The organism is Muriicola soli (assembly GCF_004139715.1).
In the GTDB taxonomy this organism is placed as follows: Bacteria; Bacteroidota; Bacteroidia; order Flavobacteriales; family Flavobacteriaceae; genus Muriicola; species Muriicola soli.
Map to the genome: position 1 here is coordinate 1505691 of NZ_CP035544.1, position 22676 is coordinate 1528366.

Sequence of the window (22676 nt, forward strand, 5' to 3'; positions counted from 1 at the left end):
CAGCTGCAAAAAATGCACCGTATCTTATGAAAAAACACAATTTTAGCGCCGGACCCTGTATTCTTCCTGCCGAGGTTATGCAAAAAGCTGCCGAAGCGGTTCTCGAACTCGATGGAATAGGTCTTTCCTTGATTGAAATTTCACATCGAAGTAAAGAGTTTGTAGCCGTGATGGAAAAAGCGAGATCACTGGCGCTCGAACTCCTGAATTTGGAAGGAAAAGGATATCAGGCATTGTATCTGCAAGGTGGAGCCAGCCTCCAATTTGCGATGGTGGCCTATAATCTGTTAGAAAATAAAGCCGGGTATCTCAACACCGGTACCTGGAGCGACAAAGCCCTCAAAGAGGCCAACATCATTGGCAGTGGCATTGAGGTGGCATCCTCCAAGGATAAGAATTACAATTATATTCCCAAAGGTTACACCATTCCTGAAGGTCTAGACTACCTGCACCTGACTTCCAACAATACCATTTTTGGAACGCAGATCAAGGAATTTCCCAAGTCTGATGCCCCTCTGGTATGTGATATGAGTTCTGATATCTTTTCGAGGCAACTCGACTTTTCCAAATTTGATCTGATCTACGCCGGGGCTCAAAAGAATATGGGACCCGCAGGGACCACCCTTGTTATTGTAAAGGAAGATTTGCTAGGGAAAGTCAGCAGGAAGATCCCTTCCATGCTCAATTACAAAACGCATATTAGCAAGGACAGTATGTTCAATACCCCGGCAGTGTTTCCGGTTTATGTAAGCATGCTTACGTTGCAATGGCTGAAAGACCTGGGAGGAATTGACGCTATTGAGGAAGTGAACGAGAAAAAAGCAAAACTCATATATTCCGAGATCGACCTTAACCCCCTGTTTAAAGGTTTTGCTGCTAAAGAAGACCGTTCTAACATGAATGCGACTTTCTCATTAACCGATGAGAAGCTGAAAGATACCTTTGATGCCATGTGGAAAGAAGCCGGGATCAATGGGCTCAACGGGCACAGGTCTGTTGGGGGATACCGGGCCTCTATGTACAATGCCCTCACTCTGGAGAGTGTAGGCGTCCTGGTTGATGTAATGAGTGATCTGGAAAGAAAAGCATAATCAATCCTTAAGTATTAAAGAGAATTAACAGCATAATGAGTAAAAAAATTCTAGCCAACGACGGCATATCAGATAGCGGAATACAGGCATTAGAAAAAGCTGGATATGAAGTATTGACTACCAAAGTAGCCCAGGAACAACTGGTAAACTTTATTAATGAAGAGCAGGTTTCAGGCTTGCTGGTAAGAAGTGCAACACAGGTGAGAAAGGAATTGATAGATGCCTGCCCAAGTCTTAAACTCATAGGCCGTGGTGGCGTAGGTATGGACAATATAGATGTGGAATACGCGAGGGAAAAAGGCATACATGTCATCAACACTCCTGCCTCTTCCTCTGCTTCAGTTGCAGAACTCGTATTCGCGCATTTATTCGGTGGTGTCAGGTTTTTATACGATGCCAACAGAAATATGCCCCTGGAAGGAGATAAGAATTTTAAGGGCCTCAAGAAAAATTACGGGAAAGGTACTGAATTGCGGGGCAAAACACTGGGAGTCCTTGGATTTGGAAGGATAGGTCAGGCTACCGCTAAAATAGCCCTTGGTATTGGAATGAAGGTTATCTATCACGATCCCTATATGGAGGATGCGCAGGTAGATCTGTCCTTCTACGACGGTCAGTCCATATCCTTTAACTTAAAAAGTTGCAGCAAAGAGGAGCTATTGAAATCTGCCAACTTTATTACGCTTCATGTTCCAGCTCAAAAAGATTACATTATTGGCAAAGCCGAATTTGAACTTATGAAGAACGGCGTTGGTTTGGTCAACGCTGCAAGAGGCGGAGTGATAGACGAGGTTGCCCTGGTTGCCGCTATTGACAGCGGGAAGGTTGCCTTCGCCGGACTTGATGTATTTGAATCGGAGCCGGTACCGGAGGTCAGGATCCTTATGCATCCAAAAATATCTTTATCCCCTCACATTGGGGCCGCAACAGACGAAGCACAGGACAGGATCGGAACGGAACTTGCAGATCAAATCATCCGACTCTTAAACTAAAATAATAATAAGAATTTACGCGTAACAGAATAATTAAAAACTAAGAATATGTCAGGACTTTTGGATTTATTAGGTGGCCCAATGGGCAAGGAACTTATCAACGGTGTCGCTCAGCAGACAGGACAACCGACAGACAAAACAGCCGATGTGCTGAGTATGGCCATGCCCCTATTGTTGGGTGCCATGAAGAAAAATGCCTCGAATCCTCAGAATGCAGAAGGACTCATGAATGCTCTTTCTTCAAAACACAACGGCGGGATCCTGGACAATCTCGGAGGTTTATTTCAGGGAGGTGTGAATGATTCTGTAATAGCTGATGGCGCAGGGATTTTAGGACATGTCCTGGGTAACAAACAACCAGCCGTAGAGAATGCCCTTAGTCAGAAATCAGGTATAGATGCCGGAAGCGTTGCACAAATTCTAAAGATTGCTGCCCCAATCGTAATGGGGTATTTGGGAAGACAAAAAGCGCAGAGTAATGTAAGTGATGCCAACGGCTTGAGTTCTCTTTTAGGCTCGATGCTCGGTGGGCAACCAAAACAAAATCAAAGTCTTATCACAAGTCTTATCGATTCTGACGGAGACGGCAGTGTTCTGGATGATGTAGCAGACATGGTCTTAGGAAGCAAGAAGAAGAAAGGTGGCCTTGGCGGTATGCTGGGCGGGCTATTTGGAAAGTAGATAAGAGGTTACCTAAGGATTTTTAACAAAACCATCGGAAAAAGCCCGATGGTTTTTTTGTATCTTAAGGTGTCATGAAAAGAAGATTATATTATTTGTCAATGTCCGTCAGACTGCTGTTCATCATTAGTTTGTCTGTGCTGATATGGAGTTGTTCCAGCACCAGGATTGATCCCGTGATCGCTGCTAAGGAAAAGGAAGCATTTAATTCCTCCAGCGCCGATACTGTGGAAATATCAGATGAAGAATCCAATTACGAGATCATTATCATAGAACCGGGATTTAACGTATGGTTACAGGCCGTTGCACGTCCACCGGGATATTATTCAAAAACCTTTCTGGAAAACAGGAACCAGTTTTTAGTCATCGAATGGAATAATCGCGTCATAAACAATTTACAGTATGATCCACAACTGTATCAACTACAAATAGATTATGATCCGCGCATCGACTACGGTTACGAGGTAAACTACAAACTCTACAATTACTTTGTCTATTTCCAGCGCAAGTACAATCAAAGGTTAGGACCCTTTGCGGCACGCATCTAATTATTTACCTTTGCGGCTTCAAAATAGGAGAATGACAAATCGCCTGAAAAAACATTGGGGAATAACATCGACCTGGCAACTTATAGTCATTTTCTGGGTGTTTGCCATTACCGGGTCTTCATCAGTATATGTGGCAAAACCATTTTTAAACTGGATCGGACTCTCACGCGAAGCTTTTCCGGATAGCTGGTGGAGTGGAACGGTCTACTGGACCTTGCGCCTGCTATTGATTTTTCCTTTCTACCAGGTCTTGCTCATTATTTTTGGATGGCTGTTTGGGCAGTTTAAGTTTTTTTGGAATTTCGAGAAGAAAATGCTTAGCAGACTCGGATTTAGACGACTTTTCCAGGAACCGTAATCACCTTTTTACACTCGCATATTCGCAGTTATTGACGAGCTGTCATCACCAATACCATCTATTGGCAATGGCGGAGAGCACGCTTTGGACAACTACCGTACTTTTTTAATATATTTCGTTAATTCAGGATTCAATTGCCTTTTGCGAAGATCTTTTGGCTGTAATAAATGTGTATAACCACATTAAAGTAAAGCTGGGGATTAGGTCGAATCCCGGAACCAATTCCTCAATGAAGGTAATTACACCTGCTATTTGTCCGGTCTTCCCTTTGTACATTCGTGTCATTAGCCAAGCGGCAACAGGAGCCCAGATCACGTCGGAAAATTCACCTATCCCCGGAATTAAAAATGACAGCATCCCGATACCATCGAAGAGTAATCCCAGCAGCAGGTATTTAATTTTTGGCGTTTCCTTCATTTCCCGTAAAAATACAGAAATCCTTCGGCTAGCTGCAAATGAGTAAATAAAGAAATAAAAATAAGATGTGACTAGGAGAGTCTGGAACTGATCAGCTTAAGAAACTCATTACGCGTCTCAATTTTTTCAAACTGCCCGCGGAAACCTGAAGTAGTAGTTACCGAATTTTGTTTCTGTACCCCTCGCATCATCATACACATATGTGAGGCTTCAATCACCACCGCAACGCCTTTGGGTTGCAGGGTCTTGTTGATACATTCCAAAATATCGTGTGTGAGTCGTTCCTGTACCTGCAATCTGCGGGCAAATACGTCAACAACCCTCGGAATCTTGCTGAGTCCAACTATATGGCCGTTGGGAATATACGCTATATGCGCCTTGCCATAAAAAGGCAACATGTGGTGCTCGCATAGGGAGTACACTTCAATGTCCTTAATAATGACCATTTCGTCATATTCTTCAGCAAACATGGCACTTTTCAAGATTTTAACAGCATCCTGCTTGTAACCTTGGGTAAGAAATAACATTGCTTTGGCCGCTCGCTCAGGTGTCTTGGCCAGACCTTCGCGTTTAACGTCCTCCCCTATTTCGTCTATTATTTTTTCGTAGCGTTCTTTAACCTCGTTGGTGATGCTTAAATTGTATTCTTCTAAATTCTGATATGGTGCCATACTGGAGTAAATAAAATGAGCGTTTTCTGTTAAGCTCAAATATTGTTTATTATTTCTACGTTAAACTTAAACAAAATTAATGAATTCTCGTAGCTCCCCATAACTTTAACGAATTATTAGCATGGTGAGGCCCGGATCAGAATTTCGCAACAAATTTATTCAGCTTAGTTCTTCTTATTGCTTTCCCTGCTTAGATGTATTTTGTATTCAGGTGGCTTATGTGTACTTTCGAACTTCAAAATTTACGGGATGATATCCGCAAAAAATCTTCAAAAATTCTACGGGAATTTACAAGTTCTTAAAGGTGTGGATTTGCACATCGATAAAGGTGAGATCGTTTCCGTTGTCGGAGCTTCAGGGGCCGGTAAAACGACCTTGCTACAAATACTTGGCACGCTTGATCATCAGTCCAATACCAAAGAAAGCGAATTGATGATCAACGAGGTTGAAGTAACTCAGCTCAATGACAAAGAATTAGCCGTGTTTAGGAATGAACACATCGGATTTATCTTTCAATTCCATCAATTACTTCCCGAATTTACGGCTTTGGAAAATGTCTGTATCCCTGCGTTTATCAAACGGACAGATCCTAAGGATGCAGAAAAAAAGGGGATGGAACTACTCAATTTTCTGGGCCTTAAAGAACGTTATCACCACAAACCCAGTGAACTTTCCGGCGGAGAGCAACAACGGGTGGCAGTTGCCAGAGCACTGATCAATAACCCCTCAGTTATTCTTGCCGACGAGCCCAGTGGAAACCTCGATTCGGAAAGTGCAGATATCCTCCACAAATTATTTTTTCAACTCCGAGAGGAATATGGACAGACCTTCGTCATTGTAACCCATAACGAAGAACTGGCTGATATGGCCGACCGAAAACTCACCATGGTAGACGGACTTATTGTAAATGCATGATGTTACGACGCCTTTGGTCTTTTTGCCGTAAACCGGAATACGTCCCTTATAAAAACTTGTCTTTGACATTGCGGTTGAAAATCGTGTATTCCCTTGTATTCTGGAATTTTATTGTAGGTATTGGAATTGTAATGCTTGCAGAAGGATTATTTCAATGGCTTGATATTGATATGGGGAAACACAAAACTGAAGACATGTTCCTGAAGTACTCTTATTTTCAGGTTTTTGCCTTAATGGTGCTTATGGCACCTATCCTTGAAGAAATTATTTTCCGGGGTCCGCTTATTTTTTTTAAACGATCCTCCTTTTTTCCTATTGCGTTTTATCTTTCATGCCTGCTCTTTGGCCTAGTGCATCTCAGCAATTTTGAAGAAGGCGCCTCCCTCTTAATGTGGGCACCTCTCCTGGTAGCACCCCAGGCCCTAATGGGATTATTCTTGGGCTTTCTCAGGGTAAAGTTAGGCTTGCGTTATGCCATTCTCATGCATATGAGCCACAATGGTATCTTATTTCTATTGATTAGTTTAATAGAACTGGTAGAATGAAAACAAAGCTAAAGCGGGAAACCCTGCGAGATTTTCTCGACCAGAAAGTTTTGGAATACAATAGACCTGAATTCCTTTCCTCAGATCCTATACAGATTCCTCACGGTTTTACCCGTAAAGAGGATATTGAAATCAGCGGATTTCTCACGGCTACCATTGCCTGGGGCAACAGAAAAAGTATTATCAATAATGCCCGCCTGATGATGGAACTGCTAGATAATGCCCCATACCAGTTCGTAAAAGATCATTCGGAGTCGGACTTAATTACGCTTAAGGACTTTGTACACCGGACTTTTAATGGGGTGGATTTCGCTTATTTTATCAGAGCACTGCGGTTTATCTACACCCAAGAGGGAGGTCTTGAATCGGTTTTCACGAGGAATGCTGAGGAGGCCTCCCTGCAAAGCTCCATTTCCAGCTTCAAAGCCCTTTTTTTCAAATTGGAGCATCCGGCGAGAACAGAAAAACACATTTCCGATCCTGCTCGGGGATCCGCTGCCAAAAGGATAAATATGTTCCTGCGATGGATGATTCGCGATGCCAACTCAGGCGTCGATTTCGGGTTATGGAAATCCCTTAGTCCGGCTCAATTATCATGTCCTCTGGACGTGCATTCCGGCAATGTTGCACGAAAATTAGGTCTGCTTAGGCGGAAACAAAATGACGCAAAAGCGGTAGCAGAACTTGATGCCAACCTCCGTCTTTTAGACCCTAGAGACCCTGTGAAATATGACTTTGCCCTATTTGGCCTGGGAGTCTTTGAGAAATTCTGAATTGCGATTTCAGGGATAGGCGGTAAGACCTCTTTATAATTGACAATATCTGTAATTATTTCCTCCTAAGAATTAAGTCGTACCATCGAATAGTGATAAATCACCATAACGTTACCTAATTATGAAAATTGGGTTAAGTAGGCTTTAAAACTATTTATCAATTTAAAGAAATCATTAAGATTCCATCCAAATTCAGAATTTAAATCAATAAAATTTATCTTTTATAATCAAATACATAACAGTATTAGTTATTTGTTAAATAAATGATAATTGAAGGTGAGATCAAGTGTTCCTGAGGGAAATTTCCTATCTTTAATTACAACCTAACTAGTTACTGTCACCCATAGGAAAGTTGAGAAGGGAATGGTAAGTAGTTTTTCAGTAGAAAATAAAAAAGATCACCTGGTAATAATTGTGGAAGGCAATTACGATTACTGGGAATTCCTGGAATATCCCCAACAGATTTTAAATACTTGTAAAGAGCACGATTGCGATAAGGTTCTTGTAGACCTTAGCTCCGTTAAATCGGAGGAAATTGCGCTCATTGAACTTTTCTTTCTGGGCGAAAAGATCGCTAAAATTTTGGGTAAAAAGATAATGCTGGCCTTGATCTGGAAACGGGAATCTCTGTCCGACTTCCTGGTAGACGTCGCTACAAATCGTTCAGCACGACTCAAAGTATTCGATACGGTTAAAAGAGCGGAATACTGGTTACTTCACCAATATTAAATTAATTACTTTCGGAAACTAAGCCCATCTTCCCCAGATCGAGTGCTATTTTCCTATTCCCTTCAGCAATAGATTGGTAGATCGCCTCTACGATGATCATATCTCTCTTCCCCATCTCCCCAGGTGCCCTGTTTTCTGTCCCGTACAAAATATGACTCGCAAAATCATCCATCTGTAATTTCTGTTGAGATTCGTGCGGAAACTGAATGGGTCCACGCGATGTTTCACCTGCCAGGGGTCCGTAATTATTGGCGGGTTTCAAAGAGAACCAGCCCTTGTTGCACGATGCGTATAAGCTATTGGCGTTGGCATTGTGGGAAGTAAATATACTTCCTGTAGCCCCGCCGGGAAATTCGAACTGAGCGGTTATGGTCTCATCGGTTTCCTTGAAATAGTCGGGTCGGGTACTAAATTCCTGAGCTGTAACACTTACAGGGTTTTCTCCTGTTCCGTAAATCGAACTTTGAATACTGTAGACACCCATGTTTACGAGGGCTCCTCCTCCGGAAAGCGCTTTGTTGAGCCTCCACTGTGCAGGATTTCCATTAGAGCGATAAGCCGCTTCTGCCATAATATAAGAGACTTCACCAAAGGTTTTCTCCTTCACATATCTCTTGATCTCCTGAGTATAAGGTTCGGAATGCAGACGATAGCCCATACCAAGTTTTACCCCTGCAATTTTGCACGCCTCTATGATCGCATCACATTCTGCTACAGAAATTCCCATGGGTTTTTCACAAATGACATGCTTTCCGGCTTTGGCAGCCCTGATTGAGAATTCTGCATGCATACTGTTGGGTAATACTACATATACAATATCAATGTCCTCATTGTTGGCAATGGTATCAAAGTTCTGGTAGTTGTAAATATTTTTTGTTTCAATATTGTATTTTGAAGCCCATACTTGTTCTTTGGCCCTGGAGCCAGTTACGATTCCGGCAAGGTGACAATGCTTTGTATTTTGCAAGGCCGGAGCCAGCTGATAAGTGCTGTAACTTCCCAGTCCAACCAGGGCAATTCCCAGGGAGCGACCCTGTCCTTCCTTTCCTCCCATGGCGCATGCCAGAGGAGCATGCGCCAGAACAGCGGTTCCGAGAAGGCCCTCCGATAACCTGCGATTAAAATATCTTCTCGTGATTTTTTTCATGCCTCAACAATTGAAGTGATTAGTGGATGATTTCAACAGATTTAATGTACAAAAAACTCTTCATTCCTTTTAAAGGGTGGCTTTTTAGCTGAATCGACATTATTTCCTATTTTTAGCTCTCTAAAAATGTACCTCAGATGAAAAATTACTCTACGCTTTCCTTTCTTGCTTTTTTTCTATTTTCCTATACTTTTTCACAAAACAGATCGATTCCTGTTGATACTACTGTTATCACACAGCACAGTGTTACGGTAAACGGGACGAGTTTTAATTACACCGCAGAGACGGGCACACAACCTGTATGGGACGAAGCAGGAAAGCCTATTGCAGCCCTGCATTACACCTATTATACGCGCAATGGCGTGAAAGACAGAAAATCGCGACCATTATTGATCTCATTCAATGGAGGACCCGGTTCAGGATCAGTATGGATGCACCTCGCCTATACCGGACCCAGGGTACTTAATATCGATGACGAAGGTTACCCCGTACAGCCCTATGGTGTAAGTCAGAACCCCTACTCCGTTCTGGACGTTACGGATATCGTTTACGTTAATCCCGCCAATACCGGGTATTCTCGGACCATTCCCGAAACCGGTGAAAAAGTAGACCGCAGTAAATTCTTTGGGATCAATGCCGATATCAAATATCTGGCTGAATGGCTGAATACCTTTGTGACCAGGCATAACCGCTGGAGATCTCCTAAATACATTGTGGGTGAAAGTTATGGGGGCACACGGGTAATGGGGTTATCCCTGGCACTTCAGAATCAGCAATGGATGTACCTCAATGGAGTAATCATGGTTAGTCCGGCCGATTACAAGGTAATCAGAGTTGGTGGCCCTGTAAGTGAAGCATTAAACCTTCCTTATTACACCGCCGCAGCATGGCACCACAAAGCTCTGCCTGCCGCATTGCAAAGCAAAGACCTTCTGGATATCTTACCTGAGTCTGAAGCGTATACCATCAACACCCTTATTCCGGCTTTGGCCAAAGGTGGATTTATCAGCGAGACGGAACGCAATGAAGTCGCCGAGCGAATAGCCTACTACTCGGGTTTAAGCAAGGAAGAGGTGTTGTCCCGAAACCTTTCAATTCCTACCTCCTACTTTTGGAAAGCACTTTTAAGAGACAGAGGTTATACTGTGGGCAGGTTAGATAGCCGATATCTGGGGATGGATCGCGAAATAGCCGGAGAACGACCGGATTACAATTCGGAAATTACCTCATGGCTCCATAGCTTTACTCCTGCCATCAACTACTATTTGCAGGAAGAACTCAACTTTAAAACCGACATGAAATACAATATGTTCGGGCCCGTCAGACCGTGGGATAATGACAATGACAATACCAGGGAAAACCTGAGGCAGGCCATGGCCCAAAACCCGTATTTAAATGTTTTGATTCAAAGCGGATATTACGACGGTGCCACAACTTATTTTAACGCGAAATACACCATGTGGCAAGTAGATCCCAGTGGACGCATGAAAGACAGGTTTCAGTTCAAGGGATATCGCAGTGGCCATATGATGTACTTGCGAAGGGAAGACCTCAAACAGGCCAATGACGACATTCGGACATTTATTCTGGATACCCAGGCCAAGGGAAAAAGTGCAAAGTACTAGGCCTTGTATCAATTTTTAATGTAGTGATCAGACTTCCCAAGAGAACTCTTAGGCAAGGGGTACATCCTCTTTAGGCTCTTTAAGGGCTTTGCAGGAACTCTGAAAACCAATTCAGTGTATACTTTTATCGGCATATGAGCGTTATAACGTACGTATAATCTCGATAAAAATTACCCCATGAAAAAATTGAAACGCACAGGTTTGTTTCTAATGATGATCGCCTTCATCGCAGTGTCTTGTGAAAAATCTACAGACTACTCAGAACAATCTTTGTCTCCACAACTGCCCCCGGCTGAATCCATGGCCATCGACTTTGAGGCATTTGAAGAAGATGGAACCTCAGGAAAATCGGCCAATTTGGTCTATGATGACAAGGCTCCCAATGGAAATTGGGTCTTCTCCCGAGTTGTAGTAGGAGTATGGAGCTCTGCCTTGTATACTACGCTGGCAGTGCCCGTAGCCTCATTCCGGGCTGCTTTTACACAAAATCCAGAAAAAATTTCGGATGACACCTGGCAATGGAGCTATAGTGTTGACGGATTTACCAGTGAATATACAGCGCGACTCACAGGACAGCTCACTGCAGATGCCATACTGTGGAATATGTATGTCACAAAAGAAGGCATTGAAGGATTTGATGAATTCTTATGGTTTTCAGGTAGTTCTGCTATTGACGGTAACAGTGGTTTCTGGGTCTTAAATCAAGGACCAGAACGCCCTGATCCTATGTTGCGTATCGACTGGGAGAAGTCAGGTGATGAAATTGGAAGTATTCGTTATACCTGGGTAAGGGAATTAGACGATCAGCAAAATGATGATGTCTTTAGAAACAGCTATCTTGAGTACGGATTACAGGATGCGTACTACAATGCGTATTTTGAAGCCTATGTCTACGACTCCAATCTAGAGGCCTTTGTTGATGTCGATATCGAATGGAGCAGAAGCACTTACGAAGGTCGAGTGCGAGCTTTTGCCTATTTCGAAGACGAAATGTGGCATTGCTGGGATGCCAACGGTGACGATGTTGCCTGTGAGTAAAACCCAATTCTAATAAAAAACATACCCCGCCCAATAAAGGCGGGGTTTTTTTATGAATGTGGTGCATCTAATTCTTATCTTTTGGATTTCAAAGACTTTGCACCCTCCTATGAAGAAATTACTTTTACTTCTTTTTTTACTCTCTTTTTTTTCCGTGAGTACGATCGCACAGGATTGGGCTCAACTGGGTGAATATCAGCAAGCCAATAAATTGTTAGTACAAAACAAATCCATGGAAAAACAGATCGTATTTTTTGGAAATTCAATTACTATAGGCTGGTTGCACACCCAACCTTCCTTTTTTAAGGACAAACCTTATATTAATAGGGGTATCGGAGGTCAAACAACGCCACAGATGCTGGTCCGGTTCAGGCAGGATGTTATTGATCTTAAACCCACTGTAGTTGTAATTCTGGCAGGCACCAACGATATCGCCGGAAATACCGGCCCTATGACTCTGGAAGAGACACTTGCAAATTTAAAATCCATGACGGAACTGGCGCAAGCCAATAATATATCTGTGATTTTATGCTCGGTTCTCCCAGCCTCCGATTATCCATGGAGACCCGGTTTGCGCCCCGATCTTAAAATTCCGAAACTCAATGCGATGATCAAAAAATACGCTGAAGAAAATGATGTTATTTATCTGGACTACTTCACAGCCATGGTCAATGATCAAAAGGGATTAGATCCTGATCTGGCCGAGGACGGTGTTCATCCCACAAAAAAGGATATGAAATTATGGCGCCACTTGCTGAAATGGCAATAAAAAATGCCCTGCGCAAATCACCTTGAAATTCGGAAGGCATTGCTCATTAATTAGTGTCTCCTCCGCTGTGCTGATAAAAGAGTGTGATACTTCTAAAATTATACATCCAAAATGAACATTGAGATCATCAGTATATTGATGCCTTTCAGGAATACAGAAAAGTATTTAAAGGAATGTTTGGACTCTGTCTTATCTCAAACCTATCCTCATTGGGAACTCATTGCCGTGGATGACCACTCGCGCGACTCTAGCTACGCCTTGGTTTCAAAGTATAGCCATGCAGACTCCAGAATTAAACTGATAAAAAATAAGGGTGAAGGAATTATTATGGCTTTGAGAACTGCCTTACAAGTCGCATCAGGAGGCATGGTGAGCAGAATGGATTCTGACGATGTAATGGTCCCGGACAAACTAGAGATCATGCAGCAGCAGCTGCATACTGCAGGTAAAGGACATATTGCCCTCGGCCTGGTAAATTATTTCTCGGCTAAGGGAATCGGAAACGGCTATTTAAGGTATCAGAATTGGCTGAACGGCCTTACGATGAAGGGCAGGAATTTCGAAGAACGATACAAAGAATGCGTGATCCCATCTCCCTGTTGGATGGTGTTTAAAGAAGACCTTTATAAATGTAGTGCTTTTGATGAGAACCGATATCCCGAAGACTACGATCTTGCTTTTCGGATGTACGAAGCAGGATTAAAATGTCTCCCATCGCAAAAAGTGCTGCACCTTTGGAGGGATTACGCCTCCCGCACTTCCCGCACAAGTCCGGATTACGCCAATAACAGCTTCTTGAAGATCAAAAGCCACTATTTCCTGAAGCACGATAGAATTGAGAATCGGCCTTTATTGTTATGGGGAGCAGGAACCAAGGGAAAAACCACGGCGCGATTGCTTTTAGAGAACGACTGCGAATTTCATTGGGTTTGCGACAACCCTAAAAAAACCGGAAAGAAAATATACGGTCAAAAACTCAGGCCTTACGAGGCACCGGCAAATTGGAGTGAATCCCCGCAGAGTATTATCACAGTTGCCAATTCAAAGGCCCAACTTCAAATTAGAAATTATTTGAATGGAAAGTCACATGTCGAAATGACAGACTACTTTTTCTTCTGCTAAGTACTCCTCATTTAAAATTTATATACGATCTCCCTGCACGGTTCCAAATTGCTGAAAATCTTTGATTATATTTGCGGTATGATTTCAGGACATGCTGTTTAAATACCCGCAATTCCTCTGGTTTCTCTGGCTGCTCCTCATCCCTATTTTTATACATCTTCTTCAATTGCGCAGGTTTAGGCCAACACCTTTTACCAATGTTAGGTTGTTACAACGTGTTCAGGCCAAATCACAAAAGAGTCAGTCTTTAAAAAGATGGCTGCTCTTATTAACAAGGATGGCCCTGTTTACCGCATTGATTATCGCTTTCGCTCAACCTTTTACCGCGAATCCAACCGCTTTTCAGGAACAGGAATTAGCCATATATCTCGATAATTCTTTCAGCATGCAAGCCAGAAATGATAATAGCACACTTCTGGACGATGCCATTCAAGAGCTAATTACCTCCGCACCTGAAGATGTTTCTTTCTCATTGTTTTCCAATACTACTGAATACAAGGATGTAACCTTAGGAGAAATTCGCAATACCATTTTACAACTGCCCCATTCTTCAAATCAACTAACCCTTGAAGAAATAATTCTAAAGGGACAGACGCTTTTTAATGAGCGGGAAAATAGTCTTAAAAACCTCATACTGATCTCAGATTTTCAGAAATCGATGGGCATTGATTCTATTATACCCCCCGGTGATTCAGAACTTGTACTTGTACCTTACAGGGCTGATGATCTCGTGAATGTTGCTATTGATTCTGTTTACATTCAAGACCCTTCGGCATCTGATAATAAGCTCGTTATCAGTATTTCCGGAAATACCGACTTTGGTTCTATTCCTGTATCCCTTTTCGATCGTGGGAATCTCATTGCAAAATCGGCTGTAAGTTACAAGCCTGAAGAAAACTCCGAATTGGTGTTTTCATTACCAGACGGGCAATTCATTGAAGGCGTTGTCAGCGTATCGGATCAAGGCCTGGAATATGACAACGAACTCTATTTTAACATCAATACGCGAGAGAAGATCAAAATACTGGCCGTGGGGAATGCGGAAGGTGAATTTCTCAGCAGGTTATTTGGAGATGAACTAACCGAATTCCAAAACGTTAGCTCCCTGGATCAGGGAATTGCAACTTTAAAAGATCAGGATTTGGTCATACTCAACCAAATCACCGGCCTACCCCCTGCTATGGCAGAATCCCTGAAGGAATTTATCACCCAGGGGGGAAGTTTGGTTCTCATTCCTTCAAGGGAGATGGTGATTTCCGATTTTAACCTTCTATTGAGTTCTTTTGGCATTTCCTTCGGGCCCAGGTCAGACATCCCTGTCGATATTAACGAGATCAATTATGCTCATCCTCTGTATTCCGAGGTTTTTGAGGAAAGAGCGGATAATTTCGAATACCCCACAGTTCAGGAACATTTCAGGCTCAACGGACGAAGGAGTACCATCTTAAAATACGCCAACGAGCAACCCTTTTTAGCCAACAAAGACAAATTGTATGTCTTTACAGCTGCACTAGATCCGGGCAACACTAATTTTACCAGTTCTCCGCTCATTGTCCCCACCATATATGCAATGGCGCTTCGAAGCAGAAGTTTACCACAACTTTATTATCAACTGGGAAGGAATAGCTCCGTTGATATTGCAGAGGTGCCGGATGAAGATCGAATACTGAGTTTAAAGAAAGAAGAGTTGGAATTTATCCCCAGACAGCAACTGGCAGGAGAAAAAACCAGACTATGGTTTGAAGAGAGTCCGACTGATCCGGGCATATATTCTTTGGAAAATGCAGAAATACCACGGTCATTCAGTTTTAATTACAAAAGGGATGAAAGTGAGCTTACCTACCTTGATCTGGGGAAACTGCAGGAAACTGCTGAGGTGAGTAATTCAATTTCTGAATTCTTTGAAGAATTTGAAAATATGAGGGCAGTTAACAGCCTTTGGAAATGGTTTGTTATTTTAGCACTGCTTTTCATTCTCGCAGAGATAATCATTCAAAAAGCACTTAAATGAACATACTCCTTAAATCGGCGAAAATCCTCGATGAAGACAACAAGGGATTACACAAGAAAGTAAGGGATATTTGGATAAAAGATGGCCTAATTGAAAAAATAGGAGCCTCTGTAAAACCTGACTCGCGAACCAAAATAATTGAACTGCCCAACCTGCACGTATCCAGAGGTTGGATGGACAGTAGTGTGAGTTTTGGCGAGCCTGGTTACGAAGAAAGGGAAACTCTTGCCAATGGTGTTAGAGTGGCTGCCTTAAGTGGATTTACGGATATTTTATTGAATCCAAATACCAACCCGGTACCCGATAGCAGTGGAGATATTATATTTCTGAAGAAAACCGCTGCGGGGAAAGGTGCCAGAGTTCACCCCTTAGGCACTTTAACCAGAGGTGCAAAAGGAATAGACCTGGCAGAATTATTCGATATGAAGAACTCGGGGGCCGTTGCCTTTTACGATTTTAAGAGTCCGGTTACCAATTCAAACCTTCTGAAGATTGCACTGCAATACGCGCAGGGTTTTAACGGCCTGGTATTATCGTTTCCCCTTGATATGTCTATAGCGGGGCGTGGAAGTGTTAATGAAGGAAATATCTCAACCAAGCTAGGCCTGGGTGGGGTTCCCGCCCTGGCAGAGGAAATTCAGATATCGAGAGACTTATTCATCCTGGATTACGCAGGAGGCAAATTGCATATTCCAACGATTTCTACTGCTGCTGCAGTAGACCTGGTTGCCAGTGCAAAAAAGAAAGGTCTTAACGTAAGTTGTAGTGTTGCCATGCACAATTTATTTTTTACCGATGATGTTCTGGAAGAGTACGACACTAATTACAAAGTGATGCCGCCTCTTAGAACTTCAAAGGATCGGGAGGCCCTTCGTAAAGGACTGCGGTCTGGGGTAATTGATATGGTCACTACAGACCACATCCCAATGGATATTGAAGAAAAACGCATCGAGTTTGACCGTGCTGCTTTTGGCTCTCTCGGACTTGAATCGGCCTATGGCATCTTAAATTCAATTTTTGGTACTGAAATAGCTGTCCAACTATTGACTAAAGGGAGAGAGCGATTCAATATTCCCACTGTCACCATTAAAGAAGGAGAACCTGCCTGCCTCAGCTTATTCAATCCTGAAGAGGACTATGTAAACAGCAAGGAGAATATAAAATCCATTTCTAAAAACAGCATGTATCTAGGAAAGAAAATAAAGGGACGGGCTTATGGAGCTGTAATCAATGATCAAATATTTACTAATCCTGAATAGCTAATCTGGCATGACCGCAACGGAAATAAAGGAAGGAAAAACAACTGCCATCGTCGCTTACCTCACCATGGTTGGGGCGCTTATCGCCGTTACCATGAATTTAGAACCCAAGAACAACTTTGCCCGCTTCCACATCCGACAGGCATTTGGCTTACATCTCATCTTCCTGGGATGCGCAATATTCTTAAGCGTTTGGTTCTCAAAATACGCCTGGATGGCCCTTTACCTGTTTTATTTTGTGACCTGGATCTACGGCTTTATCGGTGCCATTAGTGGTAAACTAAATCCGATACCGGTTCTGGGGAAATACTTTCAGCAATGGTTTACATTTATTCAATAGTATGACTCCTCACCTCCTAAGTCTTGAGCACCTGATAAGGCCTCCCAAACAAACTCCCGAAAAAGCAGCTGCGATATTTCTCTTTCACGGTTATGGCAGCAATGAGGAAGATTTATTTTCTTTTGCCCCTGAACTCCCTGAAAACTTGTGTGTAATTTCCGTCAGGGCACCGCATTCCCTTCCTCCATATGGATTTGCCTGGTACTCCATTGATTTTGACGCAGATTTTGGTAAATGGAGCAACACTGAACAAGCAAAGGAGTCAGTACAGCTAATGAAAAACTTTATTGAGGAAGCCATAGAGGCTTATTACCTGGATGCTGATAAAATTTCCCTGCTGGGCTTTAGTCAGGGAACGGTCCTGAGTTTCGCCTTAGCCCTCTCCTACCCTGAAATGATAAAGAACGTTCTGGGATTAAGCGGACACATCGATCAAAAAACGCTTAAGTCAGGATATGAAGATAAAGACCACAGTCATTTAAATATATACGTCTCACATGGCGAATACGACCAGGTAATTCCATTTAGCTGGGCAGAAAAGACACCGGCCATTTTAGACCGTTTGGGCATTAAGTACGTCTTTGAACAGTTCCCTACAGGACATGGTGTTTCTAGGGATAACTTCTACGGCATGCGCAGTTGGCTGGAGAAACACATCTAATTACTTCGGGTATAAAGCAAGTGTTCTACCATCGTAAAATCTACGGATAAATCATCCTTTAGCTCATAACGGATAAAGAGTTCCCCCCAGTATTTACCGTCTGAAAAGTCGGCAACAATCCAACGATGATTTAAAACTTTGATTTTATTTATTTTAAAATCACTTTCCATGCCCTCATAAGGAATCAGGGGGTTGTCGCCTTTTCTCTCATTGGTTTCCAAAAGTTTATCTGCTACGTACCGCGATGGATCTTTTAATGACAGATGATCATAATAAGTCAATGCATCATCGTTATTTTCAAGCGCGAAGTACTGCAGGTCGAAAACCTTGAGTTCTGTGGTCCTTAAGGAGTCTTGTGCCTTCTCTAACTGCAGTTGTAGATCTTGCACTTTTTCCCCACTGGCAGCCAGCTGCTTAGAGCCACTGACGTATAAATACAAAGCAATTAGGGCAGTAAATATAAACAGGTACAAAAATATTCTAGTTCGCATCAATCGATAGTTACAATTAAATTATCATAGGCCAGGTGAACATTATCGGGCAGGGTTTTCTCAATCTCATCGTGAAACCCCATGTGATGGCTGATATGAGTAAAGTACGCTTTATCAGGTTGTACTTTCTCTACAAAGTGGAGTGCCTCTTCCAAATTAAAATGAGAATGATGTGGTTCTATCCTCAAAGCATTAACGCACAACACTTTAACACCTTTTATTTTTTCAATTTCTTTATCATCAACCGATTTTACATCGGTAAGGTATGCCACCTCACCTACCCGATATCCAAAAACCTGTAAACGGTTGTGAAATCCTTCTACGGGATGAGCTTTTAAGTTTCCGATTTGAAAGGGATGATCATTCTCAACGACATTGACTTTGACTGCAGGGGCGCCCGGGTAGCGATTATCGTCTGAAAAGATATAATCAAATCTCCTGCTCAGGTTATCGATAACACGCTGATGTCCGAAAATCGGAATATCCCCCTGGCGAAAGAAAAACGGACGGATATCATCTATTCCTGCAGTGTGGTCTGCGTGCTCATGTGTAAATAGGATGCCGTCCAATTTGCTGATATCGTGCCGCAGCATCTGCTGTCTGAAATCTGGACCGCAATCTATCACATAATTGAAATTATCCCAGGAAATCAGAACCGAAACCCTCAGTCTTTTGTCTTTGCTATTCTCACTCAGGCACACCGGATGGGTACTCCCAATAACGGGGATTCCCTGAGAAGTACCAGTTCCCAAAAAAGTTAATTTCAACGGCTCATCTATTTTATTCAAATTTATGACTTATTTATTTAAAAGATGTCCCATTCTTATTAACTTTGAGACGTAAACCCTGAGGAATGACTTCCGTTTTAAAACAAGATCCCGCTTTCGAAAATATCCCTTCGATTAAGGCGAAAACACTTCGAATTAATCTCAATCCGGTCATCTACGGAACTTTTGCGGAGATCGGTGCCGGACAAGAAACTGCAAGGCACTTTTTTAGATCAGGGGGTGCCTCCGGAACCATAGCCAAGGCTATGAGTGCTTATGACAAGAATTTTAGCGATGCCATCTACGGCATTGAGAAAGACGGGAGGTATGTTACCCAGAGCCGCTTAAAGAAAATGCTCACCCACGAAATAAAATTGATGGAAGAGCGGATCACGAGGGATGATCATCCGGATAGATTGTTTTTCACTTATGCCAATACGGTGGCCACAATTGATTTCTCAAAAAGGTATAAAGGCCATGGCTGGGTGGGAATCATGTTTCAGCTCGATCCCAATCAGAAAGAATACGATGAGATCATCCTGCACCTTCGGTTTAAGCAAAACGAAGCGAGATTACAGCAGGAAACCCTTGGTATCGTTGGGGTTAACCTGATCTATGGAGCATTTTATAAATACAACAAGCCAAGGAAACTATTAAAATATCTTTACGACCATATAGATAAAGACGTTGTAGAAATAGATATGGTCAATTTTTCCGGCCCTAATTTCAAAAATGTAGACAACAGATTGATGAGTCTGCAGCTTATTAAAAATGACATGACCGATGCGGTGATGTTTGGGCCTGACGGAAATAACTTATTACCTGCGGCCGTTCTCTACAAGAAAAATATCCTGGCACTCAGGGGAAGTTTCCGGCCTGTGACCAAGGTTAACATGGATATGTTCCAGAAGTCCTACGATATTTTTATTCGCGAACAAACCGTGGAAGAAGAGAATACCGTGGTGATGTTTGAAATTACCCTGGCCAACCTGAAAGCTTCCGGTGAGATCGATGAACAGGATTTTATGGATAGAGCGGAACTGCTGTGTTCGTTGGGTCATACCGTTTTGATCTCTAAATTTCAGGAATACTACAAGTTAGTAGAATACCTCGGGAATTATTCCAAGGCGAGAATCGGGCTTACCATGGGGGTCAACAACCTCATAGAGATATTTGATGAAAAGTACTACAGGCACTTAAGTGGTGGAATACTCGAAGCCTTCGGAAAACTGTTCTTTAAAGATCTGAAAGTGTACCTCTACCCCATGAAGAATCCTGAAACCGGGCAAATCATGACCAGCAACAACATCAAAGTTCATCCGAGGATGAAAGAACTCTACAAGTTCTTTAAATACAACGGCAAGGTCATGGATATTATCGATTACGATCCTGAGATCATGCATATTTTCTCCCGAGACGTTCTGAAAAAGATCATGAATGGAGAAGATGGCTGGGAGGAAATGCTTCCTGAGGGTATAGCTGACATCATTAAAAAGAAAAAGCTTTTTACACGAAACGAGGTTGTTCTAAAAGAAAAGGTTTAAAAAAACCCTGACGGGTGTCAGGGCTTTTTATACCAGATATCAGAGGATCTGAGCTGCGTGATCCTTAGTTTTTACCTTATCTATTACTTTAGATACTATTCCTTTTTCATTGATAATGAAAGTTTTACGGTGAATACCGTCGTACTCTTTCCCCATAAACTTTTTTGGACCCCACACGCCAAAGGCATTAATTACGGTATGGTCCTCGTCTGCCAATAAGGGAAAAGGGAATTCATACTTATTTCTAAAATTTGCCTGTTTCTTTTCGGAATCCTCACTCACGCCTAACAGAGAATATCCTTCAGCCTGCAAAGCGGCATAATTATCCCTTAAATTGCAAGCTTCGGCCGTGCATCCTGGAGTGTTTGCTCTTGGATAGAAAAAAACAACCAGTTTTTTACCCTGGTAATCGGACAACTTAATTTCGTTTCCGTCTTGGTCTTTTGAAGTAAATTGGGGTACTTTGTCCCCTTCTTTTAGTGTTTTCATAGCCTATTTTTTACAATCGCAAAAGTAATGAACTATGACCAAATCTGAAAAGGTAGAATTTGTCGTCAATAAACTCAACGAGTTATATCCTGAAATTCCTGTACCACTGGAACACAAGGATCCTTATACCCTGCTTATTGCCGTATTACTTTCTGCGCAAAGTACAGATGTCAGGGTAAATAAGATCACACCGCTGCTTTTTGAAAGGGCCGATAATCCTTTTGATATGGTTAAACTCACCGTGGAAGAAATCAGAGAGATAATAAAACCCGTGGGTTTATCCCCCATGAAATCCAAAGGGATCCACGGCCTGTCTGAAATTCTCCTGGAAAAGTATTCAGGAAAAGTACCTACGGATATTAAATTACTGGAAGAATTACCGGGAGTTGGCCATAAAACAGCAAGTGTAGTAGTCTCACAAGCTTTTGGAATCCCCGCTTTTCCGGTAGACACTCATATTCACCGCCTAATGTACCGTTGGTGTTTCTCTACGGGAAAAAATGTAGTACAAACTGAGAAAGATGCAAAACGTTTATTTCCTAAAGAACTCTGGAATGACCTTCATTTACAGATCATCTGGTATGGCAGGGAATATTCTCCAGCACGTGGGTGGGATCTCGATAAAGATGTGATCACCAAAACAATTGGCAGGAAAAAAGTGATTAATGAATATTTGAAGAAGAAAAAAGCCCGCTAATGCGGGCAGAGTATTTTAGTTCAGAATAGTATCAAATCTGAATTTACGGTGTTTTGTAACCCTGAAGGCTTTGGAGTATGACATAAGAAATCGTATAGTTTCTGGTCCTACTTTATGGGCTTCATAGGCATTTTCCTTCGTTGAGTAAATTTTTTCCATATGATTGCTGTGACGTTATGTTAAGATAACGCAACCTATATGGAAATATTGTAACTATTGTTGTGAACTAAGAATTAGTTAGTACAATATTGTTACGATCAATGATCTTTCTCAGGTTGATTAGTGCGTAGCGCATCCTACCTAAAGCGGTATTTATACTTACACCTGTATTTTCAGAAATTTCCTTAAAACTCATATCCTTATAGATACGCATCAGGAGTACTTCTTTCTGATCGTCTGGTAATTCCTCTATGAGAAGACTGAGATCACTATCGATCTGGTCTTTTATCAATTGTTTTTCTGCATTCAATTTATCATCTCCGATGACGGAAAATATATTGAAGTCGTCATTCCCTTCAAACTTGGGCATTCTTTTGTTCTTCCTGAAATGATCGATGATAAGGTTATGTGCTATTCGCATTACCCAGGGAAGGAATTTCCCTTCTTCGCTGTAATTCCCTTTCTTTAAAGTCTTGATCACTTTAATAAAGGTATCCTGGAAGATATCTTCAGTGACATCGCGGTCTAAAACCTTGGAATAGATAAAGCTGCTTATTCTTTGGTTGTGGCGGTTTATTAAAACCTCTAATGCCTTTTCATCCCCGCTGATGTAATCGGTAACTAGTAGTGAGTCGTCCCTTTTTGGTTCCATAGTTAGATTTGCTTTTGGTTACTTGTTAGTTCATCAGCTGGGCTGCGGAACTAAGGTTATTAGATTTATTTGAGTTACTTGTTTTTTAATGACATTCTAAAAGTACCCAAACACCTATCCTCAGTAAAAACTATGTTGTAAAATGGCCAATTCTTGATGTGAACGAACAATTTCCCAGTTGGAAC

General features: G+C 42.2%; 26 protein-coding genes. 19 read left to right on the top strand and 7 right to left on the bottom strand.

Annotated features, from left to right (window positions below):
* Positions 1 to 26: 26 nt before the first annotated feature.
* From serC to EQY75_RS06775, 5 genes are all read left to right on the top strand, one after another.
* A complete protein-coding gene (gene serC, locus EQY75_RS06755) occupies positions 27 to 1091 on the top strand; it encodes a 3-phosphoserine/phosphohydroxythreonine transaminase (protein ID WP_129604133.1) in 1065 nt (354 codons plus the stop codon).
* Between the two features lie 35 nt (positions 1092 to 1126).
* Positions 1127 to 2083 (top strand): D-2-hydroxyacid dehydrogenase, encoded by a 957-nt coding sequence (locus EQY75_RS06760; protein ID WP_129604136.1) that lies wholly within the window; start codon positions 1127 to 1129, stop codon positions 2081 to 2083.
* Between the two features lie 48 nt (positions 2084 to 2131).
* Positions 2132 to 2764: a DUF937 domain-containing protein gene (locus EQY75_RS06765; RefSeq protein WP_129604138.1), complete on the top strand. Its 633-nt coding sequence runs from the start codon at positions 2132 to 2134 to the stop codon at positions 2762 to 2764.
* Positions 2765 to 2865: 101 nt separating this feature from the next.
* A complete protein-coding gene (locus tag EQY75_RS06770) occupies positions 2866 to 3312 on the top strand; it encodes a DUF6146 family protein (RefSeq protein ID WP_129604141.1) in 447 nt (148 codons plus the stop codon).
* 31 nt (positions 3313 to 3343) lie between these two features.
* Positions 3344 to 3670, top strand: a complete 327-nt coding sequence (locus EQY75_RS06775; RefSeq protein ID WP_129604143.1) for a DUF6787 family protein — start codon at positions 3344 to 3346, stop codon at positions 3668 to 3670.
* A 123-nt stretch (positions 3671 to 3793) separates the two neighbouring features.
* On the opposite strand, the gene EQY75_RS06780 is transcribed toward EQY75_RS06775, so the two are convergent.
* Positions 3794 to 4087 (bottom strand): hypothetical protein, encoded by a 294-nt coding sequence (locus tag EQY75_RS06780; protein ID WP_129604144.1) that lies wholly within the window; start codon positions 4085 to 4087, stop codon positions 3794 to 3796.
* A 71-nt stretch (positions 4088 to 4158) separates the two neighbouring features.
* A complete protein-coding gene (gene folE / locus EQY75_RS06785) occupies positions 4159 to 4758 on the bottom strand; it encodes a GTP cyclohydrolase I FolE (protein ID WP_129607014.1) in 600 nt (199 codons plus the stop codon).
* A gap of 249 nt (positions 4759 to 5007) precedes the next feature.
* On the opposite strand from folE, the gene EQY75_RS06790 reads away from it, so the two are divergent.
* The 4 genes from EQY75_RS06790 to EQY75_RS06805 all read left to right on the top strand — a co-directional run bounded on the left by EQY75_RS06790 (position 5008) and on the right by EQY75_RS06805 (position 7720).
* The gene (locus EQY75_RS06790; protein WP_129604147.1) at positions 5008 to 5673 is read left to right on the top strand and encodes an ABC transporter ATP-binding protein; all 666 of its coding nucleotides are present in this window, start codon (positions 5008 to 5010) and stop codon (positions 5671 to 5673) included.
* Positions 5670 to 6218 (top strand): CPBP family intramembrane glutamic endopeptidase, encoded by a 549-nt coding sequence (locus EQY75_RS06795; protein ID WP_129604149.1) that lies wholly within the window; start codon positions 5670 to 5672, stop codon positions 6216 to 6218. The genes EQY75_RS06790 and EQY75_RS06795 overlap by 4 nt, the downstream gene beginning before the upstream one ends.
* Complete coding sequence (locus tag EQY75_RS06800; protein WP_129604152.1) at positions 6215 to 6991, top strand: TIGR02757 family protein; 777 nt, start codon at positions 6215 to 6217, stop codon at positions 6989 to 6991. The genes EQY75_RS06795 and EQY75_RS06800 overlap by 4 nt, the downstream gene beginning before the upstream one ends.
* A 363-nt stretch (positions 6992 to 7354) precedes the next feature.
* Positions 7355 to 7720 (top strand): hypothetical protein, encoded by a 366-nt coding sequence (locus EQY75_RS06805; RefSeq protein WP_129604154.1) that lies wholly within the window; start codon positions 7355 to 7357, stop codon positions 7718 to 7720.
* A gap of 1 nt (position 7721) precedes the next feature.
* Here EQY75_RS06805 and EQY75_RS06810 read toward each other — a convergent pair whose 3' ends face one another.
* Positions 7722 to 8867 (bottom strand): Gfo/Idh/MocA family protein, encoded by a 1146-nt coding sequence (locus EQY75_RS06810; protein WP_129604156.1) that lies wholly within the window; start codon positions 8865 to 8867, stop codon positions 7722 to 7724.
* 137 nt (positions 8868 to 9004) lie between these two features.
* On the opposite strand from EQY75_RS06810, the gene EQY75_RS06815 reads away from it, so the two are divergent.
* The 8 genes from EQY75_RS06815 (at position 9005) to EQY75_RS06850 (ending at position 17692) form a co-directional block, all read left to right on the top strand.
* Complete coding sequence (locus EQY75_RS06815) at positions 9005 to 10492, top strand: S10 family peptidase (protein ID WP_129604158.1); 1488 nt, start codon at positions 9005 to 9007, stop codon at positions 10490 to 10492.
* A gap of 177 nt (positions 10493 to 10669) precedes the next feature.
* Entirely contained in the window at positions 10670 to 11530 is an 861-nt protein-coding gene (locus EQY75_RS06820) for a hypothetical protein (protein ID WP_129604160.1), read from the top strand.
* A 109-nt stretch (positions 11531 to 11639) separates the two neighbouring features.
* Positions 11640 to 12299 carry an SGNH/GDSL hydrolase family protein gene (locus tag EQY75_RS06825; RefSeq protein WP_217349976.1) on the top strand — a complete coding sequence of 220 codons (660 nt, stop codon included), beginning with the start codon at positions 11640 to 11642 and terminating at the stop codon, positions 12297 to 12299.
* A 111-nt stretch (positions 12300 to 12410) separates the two neighbouring features.
* Positions 12411 to 13421: a glycosyltransferase family 2 protein gene (locus EQY75_RS06830; protein WP_129604163.1), complete on the top strand. Its 1011-nt coding sequence runs from the start codon at positions 12411 to 12413 to the stop codon at positions 13419 to 13421.
* A 91-nt stretch (positions 13422 to 13512) separates the two neighbouring features.
* A complete protein-coding gene (locus EQY75_RS06835; protein WP_129604165.1) occupies positions 13513 to 15432 on the top strand; it encodes a BatA domain-containing protein in 1920 nt (639 codons plus the stop codon).
* Positions 15429 to 16691, top strand: a complete 1263-nt coding sequence (locus tag EQY75_RS06840) for a dihydroorotase (RefSeq protein WP_129604168.1) — start codon at positions 15429 to 15431, stop codon at positions 16689 to 16691. The genes EQY75_RS06835 and EQY75_RS06840 overlap by 4 nt, the downstream gene beginning before the upstream one ends.
* Before the next feature lie 10 nt (positions 16692 to 16701).
* Complete coding sequence (locus EQY75_RS06845; protein WP_129604170.1) at positions 16702 to 17031, top strand: hypothetical protein; 330 nt, start codon at positions 16702 to 16704, stop codon at positions 17029 to 17031.
* A 1-nt stretch (position 17032) separates the two neighbouring features.
* Positions 17033 to 17692 carry an alpha/beta hydrolase gene (locus tag EQY75_RS06850; RefSeq protein ID WP_129604172.1) on the top strand — a complete coding sequence of 220 codons (660 nt, stop codon included), beginning with the start codon at positions 17033 to 17035 and terminating at the stop codon, positions 17690 to 17692.
* On the opposite strand, the gene EQY75_RS06855 is transcribed toward EQY75_RS06850, so the two are convergent.
* Together EQY75_RS06855 and EQY75_RS06860 are read right to left on the bottom strand one after the other, a co-directional pair.
* Entirely contained in the window at positions 17689 to 18183 is a 495-nt protein-coding gene (locus EQY75_RS06855; RefSeq protein WP_129604175.1) for a hydrolase, read from the bottom strand. The genes EQY75_RS06850 and EQY75_RS06855 overlap by 4 nt on opposite strands.
* Positions 18183 to 18950 (bottom strand): MBL fold metallo-hydrolase, encoded by a 768-nt coding sequence (locus EQY75_RS06860; protein WP_129604177.1) that lies wholly within the window; start codon positions 18948 to 18950, stop codon positions 18183 to 18185. Before EQY75_RS06860 ends, EQY75_RS06855 begins: the two co-directional genes overlap by 1 nt.
* 86 nt (positions 18951 to 19036) lie before the next feature.
* Here EQY75_RS06860 and EQY75_RS06865 point away from each other — a divergent pair, with 86 nt between their 5' ends.
* Positions 19037 to 20494, top strand: a complete 1458-nt coding sequence (locus tag EQY75_RS06865) for a TonB-dependent receptor (RefSeq protein ID WP_129604180.1) — start codon at positions 19037 to 19039, stop codon at positions 20492 to 20494.
* Positions 20495 to 20533: 39 nt separating this feature from the next.
* Here the strand turns inward: EQY75_RS06865 and bcp are convergent, their stop codons facing one another.
* Positions 20534 to 20983 (bottom strand): thioredoxin-dependent thiol peroxidase, encoded by a 450-nt coding sequence (gene bcp, locus EQY75_RS06870; RefSeq protein WP_129604182.1) that lies wholly within the window; start codon positions 20981 to 20983, stop codon positions 20534 to 20536.
* Positions 20984 to 21017: 34 nt separating this feature from the next.
* Between bcp and EQY75_RS06875 the strand changes: the two genes are divergently transcribed.
* Positions 21018 to 21680, top strand: coding sequence for an endonuclease III domain-containing protein (locus tag EQY75_RS06875; protein WP_129604184.1), 663 nt, complete (start codon positions 21018 to 21020; stop codon positions 21678 to 21680).
* A 226-nt stretch (positions 21681 to 21906) separates the two neighbouring features.
* Here the strand turns inward: EQY75_RS06875 and EQY75_RS06880 are convergent, their stop codons facing one another.
* A complete protein-coding gene (locus EQY75_RS06880; protein ID WP_129604186.1) occupies positions 21907 to 22491 on the bottom strand; it encodes an RNA polymerase sigma factor in 585 nt (194 codons plus the stop codon).
* Positions 22492 to 22676 lie beyond the last annotated feature (185 nt).

Bases quoted from the DNA above. Each gene is read 5' to 3' on its own strand.
- EQY75_RS06855 (WP_129604175.1), bottom strand. From the start codon at position 18,183: ATGCGAACTAGAATATTTTTGTACCTGTTTATATTTACTGCCCTAATT.
- EQY75_RS06845 (WP_129604170.1), top strand. From the start codon at position 16,702: ATGACCGCAACGGAAATAAAGGAAGGAAAAACAACTGCCATCGTCGCT.
- EQY75_RS06875 (WP_129604184.1), top strand. From the start codon at position 21,018: ATGACCAAATCTGAAAAGGTAGAATTTGTCGTCAATAAACTCAACGAG.
- EQY75_RS06790 (WP_129604147.1), top strand. From the start codon at position 5,008: ATGATATCCGCAAAAAATCTTCAAAAATTCTACGGGAATTTACAAGTT.
- EQY75_RS06865 (WP_129604180.1), top strand. From the start codon at position 19,037: ATGACTTCCGTTTTAAAACAAGATCCCGCTTTCGAAAATATCCCTTCG.
- bcp (WP_129604182.1), bottom strand. From the start codon at position 20,983: ATGAAAACACTAAAAGAAGGGGACAAAGTACCCCAATTTACTTCAAAA.
- EQY75_RS06765 (WP_129604138.1), top strand. From the start codon at position 2,132: ATGTCAGGACTTTTGGATTTATTAGGTGGCCCAATGGGCAAGGAACTT.
- EQY75_RS06770 (WP_129604141.1), top strand. From the start codon at position 2,866: ATGTCCGTCAGACTGCTGTTCATCATTAGTTTGTCTGTGCTGATATGG.
- EQY75_RS06825 (WP_217349976.1), top strand. From the start codon at position 11,640: ATGAAGAAATTACTTTTACTTCTTTTTTTACTCTCTTTTTTTTCCGTG.
- EQY75_RS06840 (WP_129604168.1), top strand. From the start codon at position 15,429: ATGAACATACTCCTTAAATCGGCGAAAATCCTCGATGAAGACAACAAG.
- EQY75_RS06850 (WP_129604172.1), top strand. From the start codon at position 17,033: ATGACTCCTCACCTCCTAAGTCTTGAGCACCTGATAAGGCCTCCCAAA.
- EQY75_RS06795 (WP_129604149.1), top strand. From the start codon at position 5,670: ATGATGTTACGACGCCTTTGGTCTTTTTGCCGTAAACCGGAATACGTC.
- EQY75_RS06810 (WP_129604156.1), bottom strand. From the start codon at position 8,867: ATGAAAAAAATCACGAGAAGATATTTTAATCGCAGGTTATCGGAGGGC.
- EQY75_RS06780 (WP_129604144.1), bottom strand. From the start codon at position 4,087: ATGAAGGAAACGCCAAAAATTAAATACCTGCTGCTGGGATTACTCTTC.
- EQY75_RS06820 (WP_129604160.1), top strand. From the start codon at position 10,670: ATGAAAAAATTGAAACGCACAGGTTTGTTTCTAATGATGATCGCCTTC.
- EQY75_RS06815 (WP_129604158.1), top strand. From the start codon at position 9,005: ATGAAAAATTACTCTACGCTTTCCTTTCTTGCTTTTTTTCTATTTTCC.
- EQY75_RS06830 (WP_129604163.1), top strand. From the start codon at position 12,411: ATGAACATTGAGATCATCAGTATATTGATGCCTTTCAGGAATACAGAA.
- EQY75_RS06835 (WP_129604165.1), top strand. From the start codon at position 13,513: ATGCTGTTTAAATACCCGCAATTCCTCTGGTTTCTCTGGCTGCTCCTC.
- EQY75_RS06880 (WP_129604186.1), bottom strand. From the start codon at position 22,491: ATGGAACCAAAAAGGGACGACTCACTACTAGTTACCGATTACATCAGC.
- EQY75_RS06805 (WP_129604154.1), top strand. From the start codon at position 7,355: ATGGTAAGTAGTTTTTCAGTAGAAAATAAAAAAGATCACCTGGTAATA.
- EQY75_RS06760 (WP_129604136.1), top strand. From the start codon at position 1,127: ATGAGTAAAAAAATTCTAGCCAACGACGGCATATCAGATAGCGGAATA.
- EQY75_RS06775 (WP_129604143.1), top strand. From the start codon at position 3,344: ATGACAAATCGCCTGAAAAAACATTGGGGAATAACATCGACCTGGCAA.
- folE (WP_129607014.1), bottom strand. From the start codon at position 4,758: ATGGCACCATATCAGAATTTAGAAGAATACAATTTAAGCATCACCAAC.
- serC (WP_129604133.1), top strand. From the start codon at position 27: ATGAAAAAACACAATTTTAGCGCCGGACCCTGTATTCTTCCTGCCGAG.
- EQY75_RS06800 (WP_129604152.1), top strand. From the start codon at position 6,215: ATGAAAACAAAGCTAAAGCGGGAAACCCTGCGAGATTTTCTCGACCAG.